The organism is Citrobacter sp. Cb080, assembly GCF_030334745.1.
Lineage (GTDB): Bacteria > Pseudomonadota > Gammaproteobacteria > Enterobacterales > Enterobacteriaceae > Citrobacter > Citrobacter braakii.
Map to the genome: position 1 here is coordinate 22059 of NZ_JAOWDG010000028.1, position 24991 is coordinate 47049.

General features: G+C 53.5%; 25 protein-coding genes. 9 read left to right on the top strand and 16 right to left on the bottom strand.

All coding sequences use genetic code 11. The annotated features are described in order from the left end of the window. Positions 1-77: 77 nt before the first annotated feature. Positions 78-1031 carry a 23S rRNA pseudouridine(955/2504/2580) synthase RluC gene (rluC, locus tag OGV38_RS03570; RefSeq protein WP_049259723.1) on the bottom strand — a complete coding sequence of 318 codons (954 nt, stop codon included), beginning with the start codon at positions 1029-1031 and terminating at the stop codon, positions 78-80. A 698-nt stretch (positions 1032-1729) separates the two neighbouring features. On the opposite strand from rluC, the gene rne reads away from it, so the two are divergent. Further along, on the top strand, positions 1730-4960 hold the full coding sequence (rne, locus tag OGV38_RS03575) for a ribonuclease E (RefSeq protein ID WP_286472948.1): 3231 nt from the start codon (positions 1730-1732) through the stop codon (positions 4958-4960). 242 nt (positions 4961-5202) lie between these two features. On the opposite strand, the gene flgL is transcribed toward rne, so the two are convergent. The 11 genes from flgL to flgB form a co-directional block, all read right to left on the bottom strand. Then, the gene (gene flgL, locus OGV38_RS03580) at positions 5203-6156 is read right to left on the bottom strand and encodes a flagellar hook-associated protein FlgL (RefSeq protein WP_016152634.1); all 954 of its coding nucleotides are present in this window, start codon (positions 6154-6156) and stop codon (positions 5203-5205) included. A gap of 14 nt (positions 6157-6170) precedes the next feature. Further along, positions 6171-7829, bottom strand: coding sequence for a flagellar hook-associated protein FlgK (gene flgK, locus OGV38_RS03585; protein WP_286472949.1), 1659 nt, complete (start codon positions 7827-7829; stop codon positions 6171-6173). 64 nt (positions 7830-7893) lie between these two features. Beyond that, positions 7894-8844 carry a flagellar assembly peptidoglycan hydrolase FlgJ gene (flgJ, locus tag OGV38_RS03590; RefSeq protein WP_016152632.1) on the bottom strand — a complete coding sequence of 317 codons (951 nt, stop codon included), beginning with the start codon at positions 8842-8844 and terminating at the stop codon, positions 7894-7896. After that, positions 8844-9920: a flagellar basal body P-ring protein FlgI gene (locus OGV38_RS03595; RefSeq protein ID WP_019076467.1), complete on the bottom strand. Its 1077-nt coding sequence runs from the start codon at positions 9918-9920 to the stop codon at positions 8844-8846. Before OGV38_RS03595 ends, flgJ begins: the two co-directional genes overlap by 1 nt. A 33-nt stretch (positions 9921-9953) precedes the next feature. Then, positions 9954-10652: a flagellar basal body L-ring protein FlgH gene (flgH, locus tag OGV38_RS03600; RefSeq protein WP_016152630.1), complete on the bottom strand. Its 699-nt coding sequence runs from the start codon at positions 10650-10652 to the stop codon at positions 9954-9956. 57 nt (positions 10653-10709) lie between these two features. After that, positions 10710-11492, bottom strand: coding sequence for a flagellar basal-body rod protein FlgG (flgG, locus tag OGV38_RS03605; protein ID WP_003036202.1), 783 nt, complete (start codon positions 11490-11492; stop codon positions 10710-10712). Positions 11493-11505: 13 nt separating this feature from the next. After that, a complete protein-coding gene (locus tag OGV38_RS03610; RefSeq protein WP_016156188.1) occupies positions 11506-12261 on the bottom strand; it encodes a flagellar basal body rod protein FlgF in 756 nt (251 codons plus the stop codon). A 20-nt stretch (positions 12262-12281) separates the two neighbouring features. After that, on the bottom strand, positions 12282-13535 hold the full coding sequence (gene flgE / locus OGV38_RS03615; protein WP_286472950.1) for a flagellar hook protein FlgE: 1254 nt from the start codon (positions 13533-13535) through the stop codon (positions 12282-12284). Positions 13536-13561: 26 nt separating this feature from the next. Further along, positions 13562-14260: a flagellar hook assembly protein FlgD gene (flgD, locus tag OGV38_RS03620; protein ID WP_016152627.1), complete on the bottom strand. Its 699-nt coding sequence runs from the start codon at positions 14258-14260 to the stop codon at positions 13562-13564. Positions 14261-14272: 12 nt separating this feature from the next. Further along, on the bottom strand, positions 14273-14677 hold the full coding sequence (flgC, locus tag OGV38_RS03625; protein ID WP_006685091.1) for a flagellar basal body rod protein FlgC: 405 nt from the start codon (positions 14675-14677) through the stop codon (positions 14273-14275). A gap of 3 nt (positions 14678-14680) precedes the next feature. Further along, the gene (gene flgB, locus OGV38_RS03630; RefSeq protein WP_016152626.1) at positions 14681-15097 is read right to left on the bottom strand and encodes a flagellar basal body rod protein FlgB; all 417 of its coding nucleotides are present in this window, start codon (positions 15095-15097) and stop codon (positions 14681-14683) included. Between the two features lie 157 nt (positions 15098-15254). Here flgB and flgA point away from each other — a divergent pair, with 157 nt between their 5' ends. The 3 genes from flgA to flgN all read left to right on the top strand — a co-directional run bounded on the left by flgA (position 15255) and on the right by flgN (position 16727). Then, a complete protein-coding gene (gene flgA / locus OGV38_RS03635; protein WP_016156187.1) occupies positions 15255-15914 on the top strand; it encodes a flagellar basal body P-ring formation chaperone FlgA in 660 nt (219 codons plus the stop codon). Positions 15915-16007: 93 nt separating this feature from the next. Next, entirely contained in the window at positions 16008-16301 is a 294-nt protein-coding gene (flgM, locus tag OGV38_RS03640) for a flagellar biosynthesis anti-sigma factor FlgM (protein WP_016152624.1), read from the top strand. A gap of 3 nt (positions 16302-16304) precedes the next feature. Continuing rightward, positions 16305-16727 (top strand): flagella biosynthesis chaperone FlgN, encoded by a 423-nt coding sequence (gene flgN, locus OGV38_RS03645; RefSeq protein ID WP_016152623.1) that lies wholly within the window; start codon positions 16305-16307, stop codon positions 16725-16727. 85 nt (positions 16728-16812) lie between these two features. Here the strand turns inward: flgN and murJ are convergent, their stop codons facing one another. The 4 genes from murJ to rimJ all read right to left on the bottom strand — a co-directional run bounded on the left by murJ (position 16813) and on the right by rimJ (position 20763). Then, the gene (gene murJ, locus OGV38_RS03650) at positions 16813-18348 is read right to left on the bottom strand and encodes a murein biosynthesis integral membrane protein MurJ (RefSeq protein WP_016152622.1); all 1536 of its coding nucleotides are present in this window, start codon (positions 18346-18348) and stop codon (positions 16813-16815) included. 223 nt (positions 18349-18571) lie between these two features. After that, positions 18572-19495: a Gfo/Idh/MocA family protein gene (locus tag OGV38_RS03655; RefSeq protein WP_047415318.1), complete on the bottom strand. Its 924-nt coding sequence runs from the start codon at positions 19493-19495 to the stop codon at positions 18572-18574. 1 nt (position 19496) lies between these two features. After that, positions 19497-20144, bottom strand: coding sequence for a YceH family protein (locus OGV38_RS03660; protein WP_049040969.1), 648 nt, complete (start codon positions 20142-20144; stop codon positions 19497-19499). A 34-nt stretch (positions 20145-20178) separates the two neighbouring features. Then, the gene (gene rimJ, locus OGV38_RS03665; protein WP_006685101.1) at positions 20179-20763 is read right to left on the bottom strand and encodes a ribosomal protein S5-alanine N-acetyltransferase; all 585 of its coding nucleotides are present in this window, start codon (positions 20761-20763) and stop codon (positions 20179-20181) included. A 259-nt stretch (positions 20764-21022) separates the two neighbouring features. Between rimJ and mdtH the strand changes: the two genes are divergently transcribed. The 5 genes from mdtH (at position 21023) to bssS (ending at position 24963) form a co-directional block, all read left to right on the top strand. Beyond that, positions 21023-22231, top strand: coding sequence for a multidrug efflux MFS transporter MdtH (gene mdtH, locus OGV38_RS03670; protein WP_286472951.1), 1209 nt, complete (start codon positions 21023-21025; stop codon positions 22229-22231). Between the two features lie 114 nt (positions 22232-22345). Then, positions 22346-22906, top strand: a complete 561-nt coding sequence (locus tag OGV38_RS03675; RefSeq protein ID WP_016152618.1) for a lipoprotein — start codon at positions 22346-22348, stop codon at positions 22904-22906. A 105-nt stretch (positions 22907-23011) separates the two neighbouring features. Continuing rightward, positions 23012-24058 carry a dihydroorotase gene (gene pyrC / locus OGV38_RS03680; protein WP_103283707.1) on the top strand — a complete coding sequence of 349 codons (1047 nt, stop codon included), beginning with the start codon at positions 23012-23014 and terminating at the stop codon, positions 24056-24058. Between the two features lie 65 nt (positions 24059-24123). Next, positions 24124-24369 (top strand): DNA damage-inducible protein I, encoded by a 246-nt coding sequence (gene dinI, locus OGV38_RS03685; RefSeq protein ID WP_003036157.1) that lies wholly within the window; start codon positions 24124-24126, stop codon positions 24367-24369. A 339-nt stretch (positions 24370-24708) separates the two neighbouring features. Then, entirely contained in the window at positions 24709-24963 is a 255-nt protein-coding gene (bssS, locus tag OGV38_RS03690; protein WP_003036154.1) for a biofilm formation regulator BssS, read from the top strand. Positions 24964-24991: the final 28 nt, after the last annotated feature.

Below are 24991 nucleotides of genomic sequence, written 5' to 3' on the forward strand. Positions count from 1 at the left end.
TTTAGGCCTAATCCTGTAGGCCTGATAGGCACAACGCCATCAGGTCTACAGGTAATGCGCGATAATATCAATGCGCATCAGCCTTTACTGCGTAACACCTCGAGGCAGCGCTTCAACTGCTTATCCATTGGCGCTTCAATACGCATTACTTCACCCGTCCCAGGATGAGTAAATTTCAACGCAGCGGCGTGCAAAAAGAGCCTGCTCAGCCCGGTATCCGCCAGTTGCTTATCGAACTCACGATCGCCATAGCGGTCGTCAAAGGCAATCGGATGTCCGGCATATTGTGTATGCACGCGAATCTGGTGCGTTCGTCCAGTCACGGGACTGCAGCGCACAAGCGTAGCGAACGCATAACGCTCTTCCACTTTAAAGCGTGTTTCCGATGGTTTGCCTTCCTGATTCACCCGCACAATGCGCTCGCCGCTTTGCAGAATGTTCTTTAACAGCGGGGCCTGCACGGTTTTGACATGGGACTGCCACTGGCCGCGTACCAACGCGAGGTAGTCTTTCTGCATGCCTTTTTCACGCAGTTGTTCATGCAACGAACGCAAGGCAGATCGTTTTTTGGCCACCAGCAGCACGCCGGAGGTATCCCGGTCAAGGCGATGCACCAGCTCAAGGAAACGCGCTTCCGGGCGCAGCGCACGTAAGCCTTCAATGACGCCAAAGCTTAAGCCGCTTCCACCATGCACGGCCGTACCTGAAGGCTTGTTAAGCACCAGAATGTGGTCATCTTCATATAAAATGACATCGGTCAGCGCCGCGACCTTCTGCAAATTCGGTGAAATGGCCTCTTCTTCACGTTCAGCGACACGTACAGGTGGAATACGCACAATGTCCCCGTCTTCGAGTTTGTACTCGGGTTTAATGCGTTTTTTGTTCACCCGCACTTCGCCTTTACGCAAAATGCGATAAATCATACTTTTCGGCACGCCCTTGAGCTGGGTGCGCAAAAAGTTGTCGATGCGTTGCCCTGCTTCGTCGGCAGTAATGGCAACTGTTTTTACGGCTGGAGTCTCTGTTTTCATGGGGGCCGATTTTAAATAGCCATCAAGATTCGCGCCACACATTTTTCTATGCTTATATTAACTGCTATACCTTATTACTTAAGTTTGACATAGCCGATTTGGTGGTTATTAAAGCAATCACTACGCGGAAGTGAAAAAACTGTGAGTAACCGGGTGATAAATGGCAAAAGTCATCTTGCTATAACAAGGTTAGCAGTGGAATAATGAGGTTGTTTCCGTGTTGAATCTTGTTAAAACAAGACCTTTTCCGGAATGACCCAATTTTGCCCGACCGATCATCAACGCAGCAATGGCGTAAGACGTATTGATCTTTCAGGCAGTTAGCGGGCTGCGGGTTGCAGTCCTTACCGGTAAGTGCTCTATAGATTTCGCGTTGTAGGAAGGCGGCAAGTCTGGGAACCCCAGGTGCTTACTCCTGTAAGTGGTTGGGGTAAGAAGATGAAGCCAACGCACCCACAGCGTGAAAGACGATAAGCACAATGGAAGCTTCTCTGGAGAGTAACACCCAGACTGTTCCCCTGATAATTGCGCTGTGTTTCCGTATGAAATACAGGCAACCGACACTCTGCGCCTCTTTGAGCTGACGATAACCGTGAGGTTGGCGACGCGAATAGACACGAGGCCATCGGTTCACACCCGGAAAGGCATTACTCTGCCCGCAGCTTAGTCGTCAATGTAAGAATAATGAGTAAGTTACGATGAAAAGAATGTTAATTAACGCGACTCAGCAGGAAGAGTTGCGTGTCGCCCTTGTAGATGGGCAGCGTCTGTACGATCTGGATATCGAAAGTCCTGGACACGAACAGAAAAAAGCCAACATCTATAAAGGCAAAATTACCCGTATTGAACCGAGTCTGGAAGCTGCTTTTGTTGATTACGACGCTGAACGTCACGGTTTCCTCCCGTTAAAAGAAATTGCCCGCGAATACTTCCCCGCTAGCTACAACTCCCATGGTCGTCCCAACATTAAAGACGTGTTGCGCGAAGGTCAGGAAGTCATTGTTCAGATCGATAAAGAAGAACGCGGCAATAAAGGCGCTGCGCTGACCACCTTTATCAGCCTGGCAGGTAGTTATCTGGTTCTGATGCCGAACAACCCGCGCGCGGGCGGTATCTCCCGTCGCATTGAAGGCGACGACCGTACCGAATTAAAAGAAGCGCTGGCAAGCCTGGAACTGCCTGATGGCATGGGGCTTATCGTGCGTACCGCAGGTGTCGGCAAATCTGCCGAAGCGCTGCAGTGGGACCTGAGTTTCCGCCTGAAGCACTGGGAAGCGATTCAAAAAGCCGCTGACAGCCGCCCTGCTCCGTTCCTGATCCATCAGGAAAGCAACGTTATCGTTCGCGCATTCCGTGACTATTTACGTCAGGACATCGGCGAAATCCTCATCGACAACCCGAAAGTTATGGAGATGGCGCGTCAGCACATCGCCGCGCTGGGTCGTCCGGATTTCAGCAGCAAAATCAAACTGTACACCGGTGAAATCCCGCTGTTCAGCCACTATCAAATCGAATCTCAAATTGAGTCCGCATTCCAGCGCGAAGTGCGTCTACCGTCCGGCAGCTCAATCGTTATCGACAGCACAGAAGCGCTGACCGCTATCGATATCAACTCCGCACGCGCGACCCGCGGCAGCGACATCGAAGAAACTGCGTTCAACACCAACCTTGAAGCAGCCGATGAAATTGCTCGTCAGTTGCGTCTGCGCGACCTCGGCGGCCTGATCGTAATCGACTTCATTGATATGACGCCGGTTCGTCACCAGCGTGCGGTTGAAAACCGCCTGCGTGAAGCCGTGCGCCAGGACAGAGCGCGTATTCAGATCAGCCATATTTCTCGCTTCGGCCTGCTGGAGATGTCCCGCCAGCGTCTGAGCCCGTCGCTGGGTGAATCCAGCCATCACGTATGCCCACGCTGCTCCGGCACGGGTACCGTACGTGATAACGAATCACTGTCGCTGTCTATTCTGCGTCTGATCGAAGAAGAAGCGCTGAAAGAAAATACGCAGGAAGTTCACGCTATTGTTCCTGTGCCGATCGCATCCTACCTGCTCAACGAAAAACGTACCGCGGTAAATGCCATCGAGACGCGTCAGAATGGCGTGCGCTGTGTGATTGTGCCAAACGATCAGATGGAAACCCCGCATTACTCCGTGCTGCGCGTACGCAAAGGGGAAGAAACACCAACCCTGAGCTACCTGCTGCCGAAACTGCATGAAGAAGCGATGGCATTGCCGACGGAAGAAGAGTTCGTCGAGCGTAAACAGCCAGAGCAGCCGGCATTGGCCACCTTTGCTATGCCAGAGGTGCCGCCAGCCCCTGCTTTGCAGGAACCTACTGCGAAGGCCGCCGCGCCTAAAGCCGCAGCAGCGACCGCGGCCGTCGCCGCGCAGCCAGGTTTGATTAGCCGTTTCTTCGGCGCACTGAAGTCCATCTTCAGCGGTAGCGAAGAAGTGAAACCGGTTGAACAACCTGCGCCGAAAGCTGAAGAGAAAACCGATCGCCAGCAGGATCGTCGTAAACCGCGTCAGAACAATCGTCGCGACCGTAACGATCGTCGTGATAATCGCGACAACCGTGGCGAGCGTGATAACCGTAACGAGCGTTCAGAAAGCGGTGAAAACCGTGAAGATAACCGCCGTAACCGCCGTCAGTCGCAGCAGCAAAATGCGGAAGCACGCGATAACCGCCAGCAGTCTACTGAGGTCGCCGACAAAGCGAAATCCGGTGATGACCAGCAGGCTCCGCGTCGCGAGCGCAACCGCCGTCGCAACGATGATAAGCGTCAGGCGCAGCAGGAAGTTAAAGAGCTGAACCTGGCAGAACAACCTGCGCAGGATACCGAGCAGGAAGAGCGCGTTCGTCAGCCTCAGACTCGCCGTAAACAGCGTCAGCTGACTCAGAAAGTTCGTTACACAGACAGCCCGGCTGTTGAAGCCGAAGTCGCGACTGCCGAGGTGGTCACTGAAACGGCTGTCGCTCAACCAACTGAACAGTCCGTACCGGCACAGCGTACAGAACTGGCGAAAGTTGATCTGCCTGCCGTCGTTGCGACTGAGCAGGAAGACAACAGCGAAGCGCGTGACTCTAATGGTATGCCGCGTCGTTCCCGTCGCTCACCTCGCCATCTGCGCGTCAGTGGACAACGCCGTCGTCGCTATCGTGACGAGCGTTACCCGGTTCAGTCGCCGATGCCGTTAATGGTTGCCTGCGCATCTCCAGAATTAGCGTCCGGTAAAGTCTGGATCCGCTACCCTGTTGCTCGTCCTCAGGATCAGCAGGTTGCAGAGCAGCGCGAGCAGGAAACGCCAGTCGCCGTAGAGCCTCAGGTTGCTGCAGCTGCCGTTGAGCATATTGTGAACGCCCCTGCGTCGGTTGAAACCGTACAGCCAGAGGTGGTCATTGCTGAACCTCAGGCTACCGTCGTTGAAACCACGCATCCGGAAGTCATCGCTACTCCGGTCGAGGAACAACCGCAAATTATCGCTGAATCTGACGCGCCTGTTGCTGAGGATACCGCGGCGAAAGCCGAACCTGTCGCTGAAATTGTGGCTGCGCCGGTTGTCGAAGAATCTGCGGAGGTTGTTATTTCTCAGCCTGAAGTGGCTGAAGAGATTGCCGAGGTTGTGGAAACAGCGCCAGTGGCTGAAGAAGTTGCCGCGCCGCAAGAGGTTGTTGCCGCACCTGTCGTCGAAGACACAGTCGCTAAGGCTGAAGTTGTCGCAACCCGCATTGACGCAGAACATCTTCACAGCCACGCGGCCGCCCCGATGACCCGTGCTCCGGCACCAGAGTATGTGCCTGAAGCGCCGCGTCATAGTGACTGGCAACGCCCGGAATTCGCCTTTGAAGGTAAAGGTGCCGCAGGTGGACACAGCGCCACGCACCAGGCGACTGCGCCAGCAACGCGCCCGCAGCCCATTGAGTAAGTCATAATCAACATCAAAGCCGACCTTCGGGTCGGCTTTTTTTTATCTCTGCTCTACGCACTGGCAAACTGAGAAGGCGTGGTTACGCTGGCAATCTTTAGCGGTGCGATTGCGTGGGAAATAAGATTAACGGGGAATCTGTCGCTGAGAAAATAACAGTGGCCTAAAAAAATGCCCGCTCCGGGGTGTTAAAGGAGCGGGCAGACAAACATATCCAGTTTCATGATATGTTCAAAAAGGTGTTACCGGTTCAGTTGAAATAGCGACATTCCCTGCATATCGGTAAACGTTTTGTACGATGCCTGCAGTGCGGCCTGCTGCATCACGTAGGACGAAATCGCTGCGTTCCAGTCAACATCCACCAGATTGCTCATCTGCTGAGTCTGGCCCAATGCGCGATCGGCGCCCAGTGAATCCAGTGAACTTAACTCGCTGAGCTGAGTCCCTAATTCTGCACGAACAGAAAGCACGTTATTCAGTGAATTTTTCAGGCCACGACTGGTTTTATCAATGGCTGCAGAGGCGGTAGCTTTTGCCGCGTCATTGCCCTCAATCGGGGTTTTGAGCGCATCAATAGCGGTATCCAGCATTTTGAACAGGTTCTTTTCCTGAGTACCGCCGCCTGGTTCCGGTACGGCATTGCTGGTCAGATTAACAAATACTTTATCGCCAGTATGACCAATCACCATGGTGCGGGAGGCATCGACCTGCTGGGTCACATTTGTTGTACCGCCGCTGTAAGCGCCATCTGCCTGAGCAAACGGTGCAGATTCTGTTTTATATCCGCCAAAAATATAGCGCCCATTACCGTCGGTGCTGTTCGCCAGGTTCATCAGTTGATCGCGGATCCCCTGCAGGTCGGTGGCCAGCGATGCACGGTCGTCATCGCTTAACGTGCCATTCGCAGCATAGACAATTTTTTCCTGCGCGGTCTGAATTGCCGTCGTTACCTGACTCAGTACGTTCTCTTCCAGCGATACTTTTTGCGTCGCAAATGAACGCGCCAGCGTATATTGGCTGTTCTGCGCCTGTGCTTGAGAAAGCACCACGGCCTGCGAGGCGGCGATCGGATCGTCAGATGGGTTGATCACACGTTTGCCCGTTGACATCTGCTCGCCGAACTTCATCCATTCAGCCTGAGAGTTAGTGATGCCACGCATATTCTGCTGGTACATCATCTGGGTGCTGATACGCATTGTGTCCCTCTCCCTTAGCGAATATTAATCAGTGCATCAAACAGCGCATTTGCAGTTTGCAGCACTTGCGCGTTAGCCAGGTAATACTGTTGGTAGCGCTGTAAGTTACCGTATTCTTCGTCGAGGTTGACGCCGGAAATAGACTGCTGCTGCTTATAAAGCTGCGTTACCACGTTGTTCTGGGTAATGGCGCTGGTTTTCAGCGTCGCGGTTTTGTTCCCGACATCGCTTACCAGCGTGGCATATGCATCGTTGAAGGTCTTATTACCCACGGTAGCTTTGGTCTGCAGATCCAGCAGTTTCTGACCGTTACGGTTATCGCTTTTTCCCTTATCAATATCCGGGTCCGGATCATTTTTTGAGACCTGGGCCATGGCGATTTTCGACTCATCGGTCACCATGACTTTCATATCAACAACGGCGTTACTGACAGGTTTCACTGTGAAGCTGTCATTTGCTTTTGCGCCAGCATTTACGGTGATTTCCATCCCGTCAAAGGACATCTTCCCACCGGTAACGGTAGCTTTGAAGCTGGTATTATCCGCCAGGCGAGTAACCTGCCAGTCCGTCCCGTCATAAACGATTTTATAATCGGCCGCCTGTACAGCAGAGCTGTCGGTAATCTTCGCGCTTAACGATCCTGTTCCTGTATTTTTAGCGTTGTTGAATACTGCCGGGCTACCGATAGCAAAGAAATCCTTACCCTGATCGCCGTTCGCGTCAAAACCCTCTTTATGCTGGGTGTTAAACGCATCGGCAAACGCCAACGCCAGTTGGCCCAGTGTGTTACGCGTCTGGTCAAGCTCTTGAGAACGGAAGGTCAACAGCCCGCCCAGTGAACCGGTATTCAACAGTTTTTCGGGAATTTCAACCTCGCCAGCAACCCCGTCGACGTAGGCCACTGTGATACGATTGGGATCGTCACTGGAGGGCACAGCCGCCAGCTGGCGTGCATTGCTGCCCTGCACCAGTGAATAGCCGTTCGCCATGGTTATGTTGTAAGTCCCACCGTCCTGAACGCTGACTTCTACACCGACAATCTGGTTCAGTTCACTGACCAGTTGGTCGCGCTGGTCAAGTAAATCGTTAGGCGATGCGCCCGCACCGACGCCGGTCAGACGGGAAATCTGATCGTTGAGGCTGGCAATCTGTTTTGAATAGTTGTTGATCTGGTCAACGCTGGCCTTGATCGCAGTATTAACCTGCTTGTCTTGATCACGCAGATACTGGTCAGTTGTTCTGAACTGGTTGACCAAACCATCAGCTTTACCGATCAGCGCCTGGCGCGCCGCCGGGTCTTCCGCGTTACTGACAAGCGTTTGCAGGCTGGTAAAAAAGTCCTGCATTGAGGTCGAAATGGAACTGGTTTTGCTGGAGAGCAGATTGTCGATTTTCGACATTTGTTCATAGCGCGTTGTCAGGCCGCTGCTTTGGTTCTGCGCGGCACGTAACTGATTCGTGATAAAGGAGTCATACTCGCGCTGTACGCCAGAAACATAGACGCCATTGCCAACCCAGCCCCCCGCACCCAGCGTGCTGTTCGCTTGTGCCATAATTGTCGTTTGACGGGTGTATCCGGTAACGTTATAGCTGGAGATGTTATTACTGGCAGAATTCAACGCGGCCTGCGCTGCGGCGAGTCCACTCATCGCGTTATTAATCAAGCTGGACATGGAGGTTCCTTGTAATCCTTCAATACTCGTTATTATCGGCAGCAGGTTGGTAGACTTGAGCTATTTAAAAGAGATTATCGATATTCGTACTGTAGGTTTTGCTCACTTTTTCGCTCATCGATTTCAACTGCTGGATCATGCTGGTTAATTTACGCGCATAGTTAGGGTCGGTCGCGTAACCAGCATTCTGCAAAGCCTGTGCCCCTTGCTCGGCGGTAGCAGCGGCGGTTACCGCCGCATAGCGCGGGTTACGTGATATCAGACCGACATAATCCGACAGTGCCTCAAGGTAAGAGCTATAGACGCGGAATCGGGCTTTCACCTTTTTCGCCTCGCCGTTTTCATATTCGGTGGTGGTGATTTCGGTGGTTGGGCCTTTCCAGCTTCCCGAAGCCTTCACGCCAAAAATGTTAAAGCTCGGTTCACCGTTCTCACGGCGGATTTGTCGCTGGCCCCATCCGGACTCCAGCGCCGCCTGCGCCAGAATCAGATGATGTGGAACCCCGCTTTGCTGACTTGCCAGCTTAGCCGGCAGCGATAGCTGGGCGAGGAAGTCTTTACTGTCACCTGACAGCGGCTCATCATTGCTTTCCGTCGCGCGGGGAATGGCTTTACGGACCAGTTGCGTCAGCGCCTGGTTTTGATAGCTGGTCACCGTTTCCAGGGAGAACTTCATTGGCACCTGCGGCGCATCGTCTGCGGGTTGCGCCTGCCCTTCAGTCATCTGCTTAACCATCATTTCAGCCAGTCCCAGACCTTTACCTGCGGTCATCTGCTGCGCAATTTGTTGGTCATACATGCTGGTATACAAACGTGTTGAATCACTGCTAAAAACGCCATCTTTCGGCAGCGCTTCACGCATGCTTTTCAGCATCATTTGTACGAACATCCCTTCAACCTGACGGGCAACCGGGCGGATATTCGCCGCCGGGTCCTGACCCGCTTTCGCTTTCAGTTCGTTCAGTGATTGCGCATCCCAGGCGGCACTGGTCAGCAGTTTGCTGTCACCAATCATTAGATGATTTCCAGTTTGGCGCGTAAGCATCCCGCGCTCTGCATCGATTGCAGAATGGACATCAGATCCATCGGCGTTGCCCCTAGCGCATTAAGCGCACGCACAACATTGTTCAGGTTGGCGCTGGAACGCACGCTTTGCAGCGAACCGCCGCTCTGGCGCAGATCGATCTGGGTTTGAGGTGTCACCACGGTCTGTCCACCGCCAAACGGTGTATCCGGCTGGCTGACGTTCGCTTGGCGGTTTACCGTAATCGACAAGTTGCCTTGCGCGACGGCACAGCTATCCAGTGTGACTTCACGGTTCATAACGACGGATCCGGTGCGCGAGTTGATAATCACTTTCGCATCCTGCGGCGTGACGTTCACCTCCATATTCTGGATGTCAGCAAGGAAACGCACCTGCGAACTGTTGCCGCTTGGCACGCGTACCTGAATCGTCCGAGCGTCCAGCGCAGTGGCGCTACCAAAGCCGCGCGAACGGTTAATGGTGTCGGTTATCTGCTGCGCCATAGTGAAATCTTCATTATTGAGCTGCAGATTAATGGTGTTACCGCCGCCGAACTGGCTGGGTAATTCACGTTCGATGGTCGCGCCGTTGGTAATACGTCCGCCATTGAGCTGGTTTACCTGCACGCTGCTGCCACCCGCAGCCGCGCCTGCACCGCCTACCAGAATATTCCCCTGCGCCAGCGCATATACCTGGCTATCGACCCCTTTCAGCGGGGTCATCAGCAACGTTCCGCCGCGCAGGCTTTTGGCGTTCCCCATGGAAGAGACCACCACGTCAATGGTTTGCCCCTGACGACCAAAGGCCGGGAATTGCGCGGTCACCATCACCGCCGCCACGTTTTTCAGTTGCATATTGGTGCCGGTTGGCACGGTAATTCCCAACTGCGAAAGCATGTTGTTGAGCGTTTGCGTAGTAAACGGCGTCTGGGTAGTCTGGTCACCCGTGCCATCCAAACCGACCACCAGCCCATAACCGATCAACGAGTTTTCCCGCACGCCCTGAACGCTGGTCAGGTCACGAATACGGTCGGCATGCGCAAAGGTGGTTATCAGCACCAGTACCATTCCAACTAAAGATTTAAACACTGGCTACCTCGCTTACATCGGCGACAAGTTAAGGAAGAAACGCTGCAACCAGCCCATATTCTGCGCTTCATTGATGTAGCCGTTGCCGACATACTCAATACGTGCGTCCGCAACCTGAGTTGACGGTACGGAGTTGCTGCCACTGATGGTGCGCGGGTTAACGACCCCGGAGAAGCGAATGAATTCAGTGCCCTGATTAATGGCGATCTGTTTTTCACCCACAACATGTAAGTTGCCATTCACCAGTACCTGATCGACCGTTACGGTCAGGGTACCGCTGAAGGTATTGCTGGCGTTCGCGCCGCCTTTACCGTTAAAGGTGTTACCGCCTGAAGCTTCTACGTCAGCACGCTCGTTGCCAAACAGTCCTTGCAAATAACGCGGTACGGTATCAAAACCAAAGTTGGTTTTGCCGTCGCGGCTGGCATTAGCCGAAGAACTTTTGCTCGCGCTGACGTTTTCCTGCAATACGATGGTCAACGTATCGCCAATATTGCGCGGACGGCGGTCTTCGAATAGCGGCTGATAACCGTAGTTAATCGGTTGGGCCGACTGGAAGATTGATCCATTCGCCACCGGCGTCGGGCCAGGAACAGGCTGGGCAGACGTTGCGCCCTGCACGAGGGGCGTGGCCGGGATCCAGGCGCATCCTGTCAGTGAAACCACCAACAGGGCTAAAATTGGGTATGGGTGAAGCGCGTATTTTCGCATTGCGGTCATCTTCAAAATCAGTGTGCCGGTGAGGCTTTCACCCCACCGGGCCACACTTTAGAGTTGCGTCAGTTTTTGCAGCATCTGATCGGTGGTCGATACCGCTTTACTGTTGATTTCGTAAGCGCGCTGCACCTGGATCATGTTTACCAGCTCTTCCGCCACGTTGACGTTAGAGGTTTCAACATAACCCTGGTACAGCAGACCCGCGCCGTTCAGCCCCGGAGTGCTCTCATTCGGCGCACCGGATGACTGCGTTTCGGTGTACAGATTCTCACCAATGCTTTCCAGACCGGTATCGTTCATAAAAGTAGTCAGGTTAAGCTGCCCAACCTGAACCGGTGCTGCCTGGCCCTGCTGGGTTACGCTGACGATACCGTCGCGTCCAATGGTGATACTGAGCGAGTTAGCCGGGATGGTGATAGCCGGCTGAACCTGAAAACCACCCGCAGTCACCAGTTGACCGTTCTGATCCACCTGGAAAGAACCGTCACGGGTGTAGGCGGACGTGCCATCAGGCAGCATGACCTGGAAAAAGCCCTGCCCTTTAATCGCCACATCTTTACTGTTGTTGGTCTGCGACAGGTTCCCCTGGCTGTGTAAACGCTCAGTCGCGACCGGGCGCACACCGGTACCAATCTGCAAACCAGACGGCAGTGTGGTTTGTTCAGAAGACTGTGCGCCAGGCTGGCGAATCGTCTGGTACAACAGATCTTCAAAAACGGCACGTTGACGCTTAAATCCGTTGGTGCTGACGTTTGCCAGGTTGTTGGCAATCACATCCATGTTGGTTTGCTGCGCATCCAGGCCGGTTTTGGCGATCCACAATGAACTGATCATAAAATGTCCTGTATTAACTCATCGACAGCAGTTGGTTGGCGCGACCCGCGTTATCATCCACGCTACTGATAATCTTCATTTGCATTTCGAAACGACGGGCGTTGGCGATCATGTCACTCATCGCGGCTACCGGCTTAACGTTACTGCCTTCCAGCACACCCGACATAACGCGAATGCTGGGGTCAGCCTGTAACGTAGCGCCACGGGTAGCCTGCGCGGCCTGGGTCAGACGGAACATACCGTCATCGCCACGTTGCACTTCACTCCCCGTGGCCTTCACCAGTTTCAGTCGCCCAACTGGCGCAACGGTGTTAGCCGGATCGCCAGGGTTGAGCGCCGAGATCGTGCCGTCTGCCGCAATGGTGACTTCTGAACCTTCCGGTACGGCTATTGGTCCGGCTTCGCCAATCACCGGGTGTCCCTGAATGGTCAGTTCCCCCGTAGGGCTTACCTGAATGGCGCCATTTCGGGTATATCCTTCGCTACCGTCCGCGGTCTGCACAGCCAACCAGCCATCCTGTTGCAGCGCCACGTCCAGCGGACGTGAGGTATAGTCCATCTGACCCGGCGTCATATCGGCCCCCGGCGTGGAGGCCACCACCAGCGTACGCGTCGGTAAAGACAATCCTTCAACGGGAACCGCGCGCAGCGCATTGAGCTGCGCACGAAAACCCGGCGTTGAGGCGTTTGCCAGGTTGCTGGCCGTCACCGCTTGTTGATTCAGCGTCTGACTGGCCGCGCCCATGGCGGTATAAATTGCGTGATCCATTAAGCCATCCCGTCAGGCGCTTAGCGCAGGTTGACCAGCGTGTTGAGGATCTGGTCCTGGGTTTTGATGGTCTGCGCGTTCGACTGATAGTTACGCTGGGCGACGATCATATTCACCAGTTCTTTACTCAAATCCACGTTTGATGCTTCCAGCGCGCCGTTGGTCAGCTTGCCGAAGTTACCCTCGCCTGCGGTACCCAGCAGCGCCACGCCGGAAGACTGAGTAGCTGCCCAGACGTTGTCACCCTGAGAAGCCAGACCTTCGTTGTTGGCAAAGTTTGCCAGCACGATCTGCCCCAGAACCTGTTGCTGTTCGTTGGAGTAGCTACCGACCACAGTACCGTCATTGTTAATCTGGTAGCTCACCAGGTCGCCCGGCTTATAGCCATTCTGATTCGTGGCAACGATGTTGTTGGCGCCAGTGTTCTGCTGCATGGAGTTCAGGAAGCTCAGGGAGAAATTTGCCGCATCAGCACCGTTAATCTGCCCGGTTGTGATGTTGATTTCCTTTGGCCAGACGGTAGGAGGCGTTGGTACCGCCTCGGCGGCTGTGGCGCTAATCCCTAAGAACACACCATTTTCATTAAAGCGCATAAACCCTGCTGATTTTGCAGCGGCTCCGGTTGAAGCATCCTGTGTGTGAACTTCCCAGGTGTTGCTCTGCGCATTTTTGACATAAAAAATATTCATGTCATGGGCGTTACCCTGGCTATCGAAAACGGTAACGGTGCCTTTTTTGTTGTAGGAATCCGCATCGCTGGGATTAAACGGGGTCTTCGTTGGCACCTTGTCAGTGGAGTTCAGGTTGATCTGCATTGACGCAGTCGTGGTGGTTTTAGCCGCCATCAGCGTATTCGGGATAGTGATCGGCGCCGGGTTAGCACCTTGCTGTATCGTTGGCGGTGTACCGGTAGCCGGATAGCCCGTCAGCTGTAGCCCCTGCATGTTGACGATATTGCGGTTTTCATCGAGCTTGAACTGACCGTTACGGCTGTAGAAAACGGAACCGTTGCTGTCTGCCATGCGGAAAAAACCGTTCTGGCTGATAGCGACATCCAGCCCGCGACCGGTGTTGGTCGTGGTACCGTCGGTAAAGTCCTGGGTAATGCCCGCAACTTTAACGCCCAGACCCACTTTAGAACCGGCGAACATATCGGCAAACGAGGCCGTACCGGATTTAAAACCGTAGGTGGCGGAGTTGGCGATGTTGTTACCAATGACATCGAGGTTGGTCGCTGCAGCGTTCAGACCGCTGACCGCTTGTGAAAAGGCCATGACTTACTCCTGATAAGTGTGAAGGCTTAAATGATCTGCCGTACTTCGTCGAGGGTGGTGGTTCCATAGGTGCCCAGATCCAGCGTATTACCGCCGTTACTGCGAATAACGCCCTGCACCAGCGCAAACTGAAGCGGCTGAGCCACCAGTTGTGTTCCGCCATTACTGGCAGCAATTGACACGTTGTAAGAACCGCTTGGCGCATCCGTGCCATCGGTCATGGTGCCGTCCCAGGTAAAGGTATGAACGCCCGCTTTCAACCCACCAATATCAATGGTGCGTACCACCTTGCCGTCTTTATCGGTAATGGTTGCGGTAACCTTATCTGCCGGTTGCTGCAGTTCAACGCCAAACGGCGTAGTGGTGGTTTTTGCGCCCTCTTCCGTACCTTTACCGGTCAGGATGGTGGTACCTGGGATCATGACACCGTGGCCAATCAGCGTACTGGCCTGCAGCGACTGACTGTTGTCGATCTGCCCGGAGATCGATCCCAGCGTGGTGTTCAGTTTCTCAATTCCACTCACGGTACTGATTTGCGCCAACTGGGTGGTCAGTTCGTTGTTTTGCAGCGGGTTGGTTGGATCCTGGTTTTTCAGCTGTGCCACCAGCAGCGTAAGGAAGCTGCTTTGCAGGTCCGCGGCGTTGCTGCCCGTCAGCGAACTCTTCCCCGTTGCGTCATTCACACCCGTCGTGCTCGGGTCATTCATTTTTACAGCAATAGACATGTGCGCCTCCTTTTACTGGCCTAGCGTCAGCGTTTTGAGCATCAAGCTTTTCACCGTATTGAGCACTTCAACGTTTGCCTGGTAGCTACGCGAGGCTGACATGGTGTTGACCATTTCGCCGACGACGTCCACATTCGGCATTTTTACGTAACCGTTCGCATCGGCCAGCGGATTACCGGGTTCATAAACCAGCTTATCCGGCGCCTGGCTTTCAATGACGTCAGCGACTTTTACGCCACCGGTTGCCGCACCTGGCGCGGCATCAACCTGAAAAACAACCTGCTTCGCGCGATAGGGCTGACCGTCAGGTCCGGTGACGCTATCCGCATTCGCCATGTTGCTGGCTGCCACGTTCAGGCGCTTAGACTGAGCCGTCAGCGCAGAGCCTGCGATATCAAAAATATTTAACAGCGCCACGAATTAGTTCCCTCCTTGCAGCACGTTCATCATGCCTTTGATTTGTCCACCCAACGCGGTCAGCCCCATTTGATACTTGAGGCTGTTGTCTGCAAATTGCGTACGCTCCCGGTCCATATCTACCGTGTTGCCATCGAGAGACGGCTGATCAGGAATGCGGTAGAGCAGTTCCGTAGAAGGAGCGGAAACGGTCTGGGCCGGAATGTGTTGTGCAGAGGTCAGCGTCAACGAGACACCGCCGGTTTCTTCCCGTCCCCGCACCATGACTTTTTTTAATTCACTGGCGAAATCCAGGTCGCGCGCCTGATACCCCGGCGTGTCGGCATTGGCTATGTTGGCCGCCAATACTTCCTGGCGTTGGGCGCGCAAATTCAGCGCTTCCTGTTGAAAACGTAAGGCGGCGTCGAGCTTATCGAGCATATCTCCTCCGCAAATGACAAAATTCAGCCGACAGCTTAAATCCCATTACGCGCGCGTTATCGCCGGAATAAACGCAAAATGCGTCGCTATTTGTTGCGTTGATGACTGCGTCACACAGGTAGAATCCTGTCACTACCTGAAAAAGCGCGAGGTTTTGATGCAAACGTTTAAACGTGGAGTCGTCGTGGCAGCACTGCTGTTCAGTCCTATGACGCTGGCGCAAGACCTGAATTCACAGTTGACGGCATGGTTCTCCCAGCGTCTGGCCGGATTTAGCGATGAGGTCGTCGTTACTATCCGAACGTCGCCAAACTTATTGCCGAGCTGCGAACAACCAGCATTAAGCGTGTCCGGGAGTGCAAAATTGTGGGGTAATGTGAACGTGCTGGCGCGCTGCGCCAACGAGAAACGTTATCTGCAGGTGAACGTGCAGGCCACGGGAAACTACGTTGTTGCCGCCGCGCCCGTCGCTCGGGGTAGCGCCCTGACTTCGGCCAGCGTAACGCTAAAACGAGGTCGACTGGACCAACTCCCTCCGCGCGCCGTGCTGGATATGAATCAGGTGCAGGATGCCGTAAGCTTGCGCGATCTGGTGCCAGGTCAGCCGATACAGCTTTCCATGTTGCGCCAGGCATGGCGAATCAAGGCCGGTCAGCGCGTCCTGGTTATCGCCAACGGAGATGGCTTTCGGGTGAATGCCGAAGGTAAAGCGCTGAACAATGCCGCCGTCGCCCAGAATGCCCGAGTACGGATGATTTCAGGCCAGGTGGTGAGCGGTGTCGTCGATTCTGATGGGAATATTCTTATTAACCTATAATAGGTTAAAGATTTTTTAGCGTGTGCCGATAGATAAACAACCAATGATTACAGCGGGCCGCTATAGCGTAACCCCTCGATGAGGATAAACAAAATGAGCATTGATCGTACCTCACCATTGAAGCCAGTAAGTACCGTTCAGCCACGTGAAACCAGCGATGCGCCGGTACAAAAAACGCGGAAGGAAAAAACCACCGCCACCACCAGCACCAGCGTCATGCTGAGCGACGCCCAGGCCAAACTGATGCAGCCCGGCACCAATGACATCAATATGGAACGCGTGGAAGCACTCAAAACCGCAATCCGTAATGGCGAGCTGAAAATGGACACCGGAAAAATTGCCGACTCGCTGATCCGCGAGGCGCAGAGCTACTTACAGAGTAAATAAAGTATGACTCGTTTGTCAGAAATACTTGACCAGATGACGACCGTCCTCAATGACCTGAAAACGGTAATGGATGCTGAACAGCAGCAGCTTTCCGCAGGATATATTAACGGCAGCCAGCTACAGCGTATTACAGAAGAAAAAAGCTCTTTGCTGGCAACCCTTGATTATCTGGAGCAGCAGCGCCGTCTGGAGCATGACGCCACGCGCAGCGCCAATGATGAAATTGCCGAGCGTTGGCAGACCATTACCCGGAAAACACAGGACCTACGCGAACTCAACCAGCACAACGGTTGGCTGCTGGAAGGGCAGATCGAGCGCAATCAACAAGCGATTCAAGTGCTGAAACCGCACCAGGAACCGGCGCTGTATGGCGCAAACGGTCAAACCTCTGCTGCGCACCGCGGCGGGAAAAAATTCTCTATCTGATGCTAGCCTGATAACGTTTTGCTTATCAGGCCTACGCGTTTTGTAGGCCGGATACGGCGTCATGCCGCCATCCGGCATTAATCGGTTACGCCGTCCGGCGCACAAACTCTTTCACTTTAAAGCCCAGCACCGCGAGCGCAGCGAAGTAAGCAGCAATACCTGCCACCACAACGGCCATCAGACGCAGCAGACGCCATAACATCGTTCCCTGCGACCAGTCCGGCATGATGTAGAGCATCCCAACCAGCGCCGCCGACATCACCAGCACAGAAATCACCAGTCGCGCCAGGAACCAGGCCCAACCCGGTTGTGGGGTAAAAATTTTCTGTTTACGCAGTTGCCAGTACAGCAGTGAAGCGTTCAGACACGCCGCCAGACCAATCGACAGCGACAGCCCGGCATGTTTCAGCGGCCCAATAAACGCCAGGTTCATTACCTGGGTCATAATCAGCGTGACAATGGCAATCTTGACTGGCGTTTTAATATCCTGGCGCGAATAAAAACCAGGGGCCAACACTTTCACCACGATCAAGCCAATCAAACCTACCGAATATGCCACCAGCGCGCGCTGCGTCATCGCTGCGTCAAAGGCGGTAAATTTACCGTACTGGAACAGAGAAACCGTCAGCGGTTTGGCCAGAATCCCCAACGCCACGGCGCTCGGTAATGCCAACAGAAAACACAAACGCAGGCCCCAGTCCATCAGACGGCAATACTCATCATGATTACCGCTGGAAAAACTTTTGGACAGCGAGGGCAGCAGGATAGTCCCCAACGCGACGCCAAGTACGCCAGACGGAAACTCCATCAGACGGTCAGCATAATACATCCATGACACTGAGCCAGAGGCCAGAAATGAAGCGAAAATCGTATTGATGATCAGTGAAATCTGGCTGACAGATACCCCAAGGATCGCCGGGCCCATTTGCTTGACGACGCGCATCGCCCCCGCATCACGGAAGTTCACGCGCGGCAGCACCAGCATGCCAATTTTCTTCAGGTGCGGAAGCTGATAAATCAGCTGTAGCACACCGCCAACGGTAACGGCCCACGCCAGCGCCAGCACCGGAGGGTGAAAATAAGGCGCAGCAAACAGCGCGAAACCGATCATGCTGATATTCAGAAAGGTCGGCGCAAACGCCGGAATGGAAAAGCGATTCCAGGTATTCAGGATCGCACCCACCAGCGAAGCCAGCGAGATCAGCAGAATATACGGAAAGGTGATCCGTAGCAGTTGAGTGGTCAGCGCAAATTTGTCCGCGGTGTCGGCAAACCCAGGCGCGGTGACTAAAATCACCCACGGGGCAGCCAGCATCCCAGCGACCGTCACCACGGCCAGCGCCAGAGTCAACAGCCCGGAAACGTAAGAGACAAAGACGCGGGTCGCATCCTCACCCTGCTTACTTTTATATTCGGCAAGAATAGGCACAAACGCCTGCGAAAAAGCGCCCTCAGCAAAGATTCGGCGCAGCAGGTTAGGAAGTTTGAACGCCACAAAAAAGGCATCAGTCGCCATCCCTGCGCCAAAGATTCTGGCGACAATCGCATCACGCGCAAAACCCAGCACACGTGAAAACATCGTCATCGAGCTGACGGCTGCCAGCGACTTTAATAAATTCATCTATGTTGTATTCCAGACTCTGAGGCAAAACCCCGACAAACCTGCCCGTAGGTCGGATAAGGCATGATCGCCGCCATCCGGCACTTTTGCTGTGCCTGATGGCGACGCCGTAGCGTCTTATCAGGCCGACAAACCAGCCTATGGTTGAAAAGAGGTGTTATTTTTGAGTTGGCATATAGTACCTGGATTACAATGAATTACTACCGCCAGATGTTACAGGGGATTATTCAGCCATTGCCTCCCGCCACAGCTTTTCGACAACGCGCTGGGCCAGGAGCGCCTGCTCACCTGCCGTCTGGGGAACCGTCTGATTTTGCACGCACTCAATGAAATGACGTGCGCATCCGGCAAAACCACGCTGCTCCAGGGTAGTTTGCCAGCCTGCTACCGGCTTGTGCACCACACCTTGCCCGCGCTCTTCCCGCCATTCCCGCATATCCGTAACGTCAATCAGGCCACCATCCGTCACCGCCTGCACGCTCTCGCGCTGGCTACCGGCGCGGCGATGCATACTGGTCGTTACCTGCATTTGCCCGGCAGAAAAATGGTGCTCCGCATAGAGCATCGCGCCGGAGTCATTGGTTAACAGCGTACCGTTATTTAACTGCGCTTTCTCTCCCGCCAGCCACAATGCGGTATCGACAACGTGCAGATAGTCGTCCAGCAAAGTGAAGCGCAGATCGTGCGGCCCGACGCTGTCCGTCCGGTGCTTATCCATGCGTACGGACGCCGCATTGCCCAACTGGGATTTGAGATCCTGATACAGCGGCGCAAATCGACGGTTAAACCCCACCATCAGCGTCAGCTTTTTCCGCTCGGCCAGCTCCACCAATTGTTCAGCCTCGCGCAGGTTTTCCGCCAGCGGTTTATCCACGCACACGTGAACCCCGGCATTCAGCAGTTCGCTGACCACCGCATAGTGCGTTGCGGTACTGGAATGGACGAAAACCGCATCGCAGGTTTGCGCCAGATTAACCAGTGAATCAACGTAGGGTATCCGCCAGGTATCACAGATACGCTGCGCTTTTTCCCGCGAAGGTGAAAACGCCCCTTCCAGCGTCCAGTCTGCACTAGCGCCCAGCACGGGCAGCCAGGCCTTTTGCGCAATCCCGCCGAGCCCGACAACGCCGATACGTAATTTATTCACATCAGTCTCCCAGGTGCGCCAGCAAGGAATCAAGCCGTTGCTTAAGCTCCGCGACGTCTGTTTCCAGCGCTTCAACGCGCGCCTGTAGATCGCCCGAAGCTGCCGGAAGTTCATCTACCGTTGTCATCGCTTCATCAACGTCACCGCAAAACAGGTGCATATAACGGCTTTCACGTTTGCCCGGCTCACGCGCCAGGCGAACGACATAAGGACCATCTTCCCGGGTTGCCAGTTTCTCCAGTGTCGACTCTACTTCGGCCATGTCGCTGAATTCGTACATCCGGGAGGCGCGGCTACGCAGTTCACCTGGTGTTTGAGCGCCGCGCAGCAACAGCGTGGTAATGAGCGCGACTTCCCCCGCGCTGAGCTTAAGATTACCAAACTCAGAGTTGCAAAAACGCTGCTCATATTTCGTGACGCGATTACCAAAGCCACTCACCGTACGCAGGAAATGCCGTTTCACCAGGTTATCAAGCTGATCCTGCACGTCGGATTCCGACAGGTTCATCACGGGTTCACGATTCGTTTTTTGATTGCAGGCGGTTACGACTCCGTTAACGGAGAGCGGATACTGTTCAGGTGTAGTCACTTGTTTTTCTAATAAACAGCCAATCACCCGTGCTTCGGTGGCGGTTAATTCGTATTTCATCGTCTTCTCCATTAATCATGGCTGCATCTGAAACTTAGCGGCCGGGGGTCCATTCTGATGTGGTCAACGCCGTCAGCACGTGATCGCGCCACTGCCCGTCAATCAGCAGGTAGTCTTTGGCATACCCTTCTTTTTCAAAACCCAGTCGCGCCAGTAGGTCACCGCTGCGTTTATTATGTGGCATGTAGTTAGCCATAATGCGGTGAATATGCTGCGTGCGCTGCATATAGCGGATGGCCGAGGTTAAGGCTTCATACATCAACCCCTGCCCCTGCCACTTCTGCGCAATGGAGTAACCGAGATAACAGGCGTGGAAAGATCCCCGCACGACGTTCGAGAAGTTCGCGACGCCAATAATCTCTTTTTCTTCCGGATCGAGCAGCGCAAAGTAATAAGCGGTGCCCTGTTTATGAAACTCAGAGATCATGCTCAGACGCGCCTGCCAGCCTGATGGATAACAGTGGCTTTCATCGCGAATAGGCTCCCAGGGCTTTAAGAAATGACGATTTTCTGCGTAATAATCTGCCAGACGCCAGGCATCACGCTCATGCACTAAACGCACGACCAGGCGGTCCGTGGTTAAGCGCACTTTTGGCACGTTACTGCGATAGCCAAACATTCTATACCTACTCCTTCCCGTAACGTCTTCAATACGCTATTCGCATTACTATACCTGCGCAAATACGCCCTGTGAAAAGAGCAAAATGCCATTTTTTGAATTATTCACACATTTTGATGAAAACTCTCTATCAAGACGGACTTTTGATAAAAAAATATTGTCCCGCGAAGGGTGGGAAAAGCGATGACGACACCGCAGAATAGGAGGTGCTTATCTTTTAAACTCTATCCAGAGTGACGAGTTTTTCCCTGGAGGGGAAATGTCGCAAGTCTCGCAGGCAAGGAACCTGGGTAAATACTTCCTTCTTATCGATAACATGCTGGTCGTGCTGGGTTTCTTCGTCGTTTTCCCGCTGATCTCAATTCGTTTCGTCGATCAAATGGGCTGGGCCGCCGTGATGGTCGGTATCGCGCTTGGATTACGTCAATTTATCCAGCAAGGTTTAGGTATCTTCGGCGGTGCTATTGCTGACCGTTTCGGGGCAAAACCGATGATCGTCACCGGCATGCTGATGCGCGCTGCCGGATTCGCCACCATGGGCATTGCCCATGAACCGTGGCTGCTGTGGTTTTCCTGCTTTCTTTCCGGGCTGGGCGGCACGTTGTTCGACCCTCCCCGCTCGGCGCTGGTGGTCAAACTGATCCGTCCGGAAAAGCGCGGGCGTTTTTTCTCTATTCTGATGATGCAGGATAGCGCCGGGGCCGTGGTTGGCGCGTTGCTCGGCAGTTGGTTATTGCAATACGATTTCCGTCTGGTGTGTGCCACCGGCGCAATTTTGTTCGTTCTGTGCGCGGCGTTTAACGCCTGGCTACTTCCGGCATGGAAGCTGTCGACGGTGAAAATTCCGGTGCGCGAAGGAATGAGCCATGTGATGCATGACAAGCGCTTTGTCACTTATGTGCTGACGCTGGCGGGCTATTACATGCTGGCGGTACAAGTGATGCTGATGCTGCCAATAATGGTAAACGACATCGCTGGCTCACCGGCCGCTGTGAAATGGATGTATGCCATCGAGGCGTGCCTCTCTTTAACGTTGCTCTACCCGATTGCCCGCTGGAGTGAAAAACGCTTTCGCCTTGAGCATCGCCTGATGGCCGGTCTGCTGGTGATGTCTTTAAGCATGATGCCCATCGGCCTGGTCGGAAATTTGCAGCAGTTGTTCACCCTGATTTGCACGTTCTATATTGGCTCAATCATCGCCGAACCGGCGCGTGAACCCCTGAGCGCCTCGCTGGCGAATGCACGGGCACGGGGAAGCTATATGGGTTTCAGTCGACTGGGACTCGCCATCGGCGGCGCCATTGGTTATATCGGCGGCGGCTGGCTGTTTGACATGGGTAAAGCCCTGGCACAACCGGAGCTGCCCTGGATGATGCTCGGTATTATCGGCTTCATCACTTTCCTGGCGCTGGGCTGGCAATTCAGTCTCAAACGCCCAACGCGTGGTATGCTGGAGCCTGACGCCTGATAGCCAATCTGGTGTACGCTCATTTTTCAGTTTTTTCTGCTGTTACCCGCAGCGCTGGTGCTCGATGATGCTTTGTGTCACGATTACACCACAAGCATCATGTTGAGGAACCCCATGAAAAAGTTTTTTTTTGCCGCTGCACTAATTGTCAGCGGCCTGTTGGTTGGTTGTAATCAACTCACGCAATACACGGTTAGCGAGCAAGAGATTAATCAGGCCCTGGCGAAGAATAATAACTTTTCAAAAGATATCGGTCTGCCTGGTGTCGCTGAAGCACATATCGTACTGAACAATCTCGCCAGCCAGATAGGCCGTGAAGAACCCAATAAAGTGACGCTGACCGGAGACGCCAACCTGGACATGAACTCCCTGTTTGGCAGTCAGAAAGCGACCATGAAGCTGAAGCTAAAAGCCTTACCGGTTTTCAATAAAGAAAAAGGCGCGATTTATCTGCAAGAAATGGAAGTCGTGGACGCTACCGTCACGCCGGAAAAAATGCAGTCGGTACTGCAAACGCTGATGCCTTATTTAAATCAGTCGCTGCGCAACTATTTCAACCAGCAGCCAGCGTACATTCTGCGGGATGACAGCAGCCAGGGGGAAGCGCTGGCGAAAAAACTGGCGAAAGGCATTGAGGTGAAACCGGGAGAAATCATTATCCCGTTCACCGACTAATATGACAGAGGGCGCCGATGCGCCCTTTTTTTTCGTGCAAACGAAAACGTTTCCGCTTATCCTTTGTTTCCGGCAAAAAAGACTATCCTCAGCCGGAGCATATTGATGACTGCACCATCCCAGGTTTTAAAGATCCGCCGCCCAGACGACTGGCATCTTCACTTTCGCGATGGCGACATGTTAAAAACTGTCGTGCCCTATACCAGCGAAGTTTATGGCCGCGCCATTGTCATGCCGAACCTGGCTCCGCCCGTCACCACGGTGGACGCGGCTATCGCTTACCGCCAGCGAATTCTTGACGCGGTACCTGCCGGACACGACTTCACGCCATTAATGACCTGCTACTTAACGGATACGCTGGATCCCAATGAGCTGGAACGTGGATTCAACGAAGGCGTGTTCACCGCCGCAAAACTCTATCCGGCCAATGCCACCACCAACTCGACGCATGGCGTAACCTCTATTGATGCCATCATGCCAGTGCTGGAACGGATGGAAAAATTGGGTATGCCTCTGCTGGTGCACGGCGAAGTGACGCATGCGGATATCGATATTTTCGATCGCGAGGCGCGCTTTATTGAGACGGTAATGGAACCACTGCGTCAGCGTTTAACTGCGCTGAAAGTGGTGTTCGAACATATCACGACTAAAGATGCTGCCGAATACGTGCGCGACGGCAATGACCTTCTGGCGGCGACCATTACGCCGCAGCACCTGATGTTTAACCGCAACCACATGCTGGTCGGCGGGATTCGCCCTCATCTGTACTGCCTGCCGATCCTCAAACGTAACGTCCATCAACAGGCGCTGCGTGAGCTGGTCGCCAGCGGGTTTAACCGCGCCTTCCTCGGTACCGACTCAGCGCCGCATGCGCGTCATCGCAAAGAGTCAAGCTGTGGCTGTGCGGGCTGCTTTAATGCGCCGACCGCACTGGGCAGTTATGCCACCGTGTTTGAAGAGATGAATGCACTGGACCATTTTGAAGCCTTCTGCTCACTCAATGGCCCACAGTTCTACGGTTTGCCGGTGAATGAAACCTTTATTGAGCTGGAACGCGTGCAGCACCAGGTCCCAGAGAGCATTGCGCTGCAAGATGATACGCTGGTGCCTTTCCTGGGTGGCGAAACGGTACACTGGTCCGTGAAAAGCTAAAAAAAGTGTAGCCAACTGGCGAGAATAACTGTATAAATAAACAGTATATTCCACAGGGGGCTACTATGCGTATTGAAGTCACTATTGCCAAAACTTCACCTTTACCTGCTGGTGCAATTGACGCGCTGGCAGGTGAACTCTCCCGCCGTATTCAGCACCATTTTCCGGATAACGAAGGTAACGTTACCGTCCGTTATGCCGGCGCAAACAATCTGTCGGTTATTGGTGCCACCAAAGAGGATAAAGAACGCATCAGCGAGATCCTCCAGGAGACCTGGGAAAGCGCGGATGACTGGTTCATCAATGAATAAATAATGATATGCAGTGATGTTTGTTTGCCGGGTCGCCCCGGCTTTTTTATACACACCATCTTTTAATCAATAGTTCATTCCTTCTGGCAAACTGATATTTTAATAATAAATTCCTGGCTATCTTTTAACCACAACACCAAAATAATTGTGCAACATGCTTAAAAAAAATGAATAACATGTCGGTTTGTTAGTCAGATAACGCTGAAAACGAAAATTTTATGTGCTTACCTCTTTAAATTTTCAATGAATACCCTTATTTATTGATATACTGAAGTTGCTTCAGAAAAAACGCATTGAACCTCGAAAACCGTTGTCTAGTAACACGAATTAGGGGGCATGATGGAAAAGAATAATGAAGTCATTCAGACTCATCCGTTAGTAGGATGGGACATCAGCACTGTTGATAGCTACGATGCGCTGATGCTGCGTTTGCACTACCAGACCCCGAATCGTCCAGACCCGGATGGGACTGAAGTTGGTCAAACGCTCTGGTTAACCACTGATGTTGCCAGGCAATTTATTTCGATATTAGAAGCAGGAATCGCTAAAATTGAATCCGGCGATTACCAGGTAAATGAGTATCAGCGACATTAAATCTGATACATCCAACCATCAAAAGGCA

What these genes read in the sequence shown, in the direction of transcription:
- rluC (WP_049259723.1), bottom strand. Translation starts at nt 1,031, where the DNA reads ATGAAAACAGAGACTCCAGCCGTAAAAACAGTTGCCATTACTGCCGAC.
- rne (WP_286472948.1), top strand. Translation starts at nt 1,730, where the DNA reads ATGAAAAGAATGTTAATTAACGCGACTCAGCAGGAAGAGTTGCGTGTC.
- flgL (WP_016152634.1), bottom strand. Translation starts at nt 6,156, where the DNA reads ATGCGTATCAGCACCCAGATGATGTACCAGCAGAATATGCGTGGCATC.
- flgK (WP_286472949.1), bottom strand. Translation starts at nt 7,829, where the DNA reads ATGTCCAGCTTGATTAATAACGCGATGAGTGGACTCGCCGCAGCGCAG.
- flgJ (WP_016152632.1), bottom strand. Translation starts at nt 8,844, where the DNA reads ATGATTGGTGACAGCAAACTGCTGACCAGTGCCGCCTGGGATGCGCAA.
- OGV38_RS03595 (WP_019076467.1), bottom strand. Translation starts at nt 9,920, where the DNA reads ATGGTACTGGTGCTGATAACCACCTTTGCGCATGCCGACCGTATTCGT.
- flgH (WP_016152630.1), bottom strand. Translation starts at nt 10,652, where the DNA reads ATGCGAAAATACGCGCTTCACCCATACCCAATTTTAGCCCTGTTGGTG.
- flgG (WP_003036202.1), bottom strand. Translation starts at nt 11,492, where the DNA reads ATGATCAGTTCATTGTGGATCGCCAAAACCGGCCTGGATGCGCAGCAA.
- OGV38_RS03610 (WP_016156188.1), bottom strand. Translation starts at nt 12,261, where the DNA reads ATGGATCACGCAATTTATACCGCCATGGGCGCGGCCAGTCAGACGCTG.
- flgE (WP_286472950.1), bottom strand. Translation starts at nt 13,535, where the DNA reads ATGGCCTTTTCACAAGCGGTCAGCGGTCTGAACGCTGCAGCGACCAAC.
- flgD (WP_016152627.1), bottom strand. Translation starts at nt 14,260, where the DNA reads ATGTCTATTGCTGTAAAAATGAATGACCCGAGCACGACGGGTGTGAAT.
- flgB (WP_016152626.1), bottom strand. Translation starts at nt 15,097, where the DNA reads ATGCTCGATAAGCTCGACGCCGCCTTACGTTTTCAACAGGAAGCGCTG.
- flgA (WP_016156187.1), top strand. Translation starts at nt 15,255, where the DNA reads ATGCAAACGTTTAAACGTGGAGTCGTCGTGGCAGCACTGCTGTTCAGT.
- flgM (WP_016152624.1), top strand. Translation starts at nt 16,008, where the DNA reads ATGAGCATTGATCGTACCTCACCATTGAAGCCAGTAAGTACCGTTCAG.
- flgN (WP_016152623.1), top strand. Translation starts at nt 16,305, where the DNA reads ATGACTCGTTTGTCAGAAATACTTGACCAGATGACGACCGTCCTCAAT.
- murJ (WP_016152622.1), bottom strand. Translation starts at nt 18,348, where the DNA reads ATGAATTTATTAAAGTCGCTGGCAGCCGTCAGCTCGATGACGATGTTT.
- OGV38_RS03660 (WP_049040969.1), bottom strand. Translation starts at nt 20,144, where the DNA reads ATGAAATACGAATTAACCGCCACCGAAGCACGGGTGATTGGCTGTTTA.
- rimJ (WP_006685101.1), bottom strand. Translation starts at nt 20,763, where the DNA reads ATGTTTGGCTATCGCAGTAACGTGCCAAAAGTGCGCTTAACCACGGAC.
- mdtH (WP_286472951.1), top strand. Translation starts at nt 21,023, where the DNA reads ATGTCGCAAGTCTCGCAGGCAAGGAACCTGGGTAAATACTTCCTTCTT.
- OGV38_RS03675 (WP_016152618.1), top strand. Translation starts at nt 22,346, where the DNA reads ATGAAAAAGTTTTTTTTTGCCGCTGCACTAATTGTCAGCGGCCTGTTG.
- pyrC (WP_103283707.1), top strand. Translation starts at nt 23,012, where the DNA reads ATGACTGCACCATCCCAGGTTTTAAAGATCCGCCGCCCAGACGACTGG.
- dinI (WP_003036157.1), top strand. Translation starts at nt 24,124, where the DNA reads ATGCGTATTGAAGTCACTATTGCCAAAACTTCACCTTTACCTGCTGGT.
- bssS (WP_003036154.1), top strand. Translation starts at nt 24,709, where the DNA reads ATGGAAAAGAATAATGAAGTCATTCAGACTCATCCGTTAGTAGGATGG.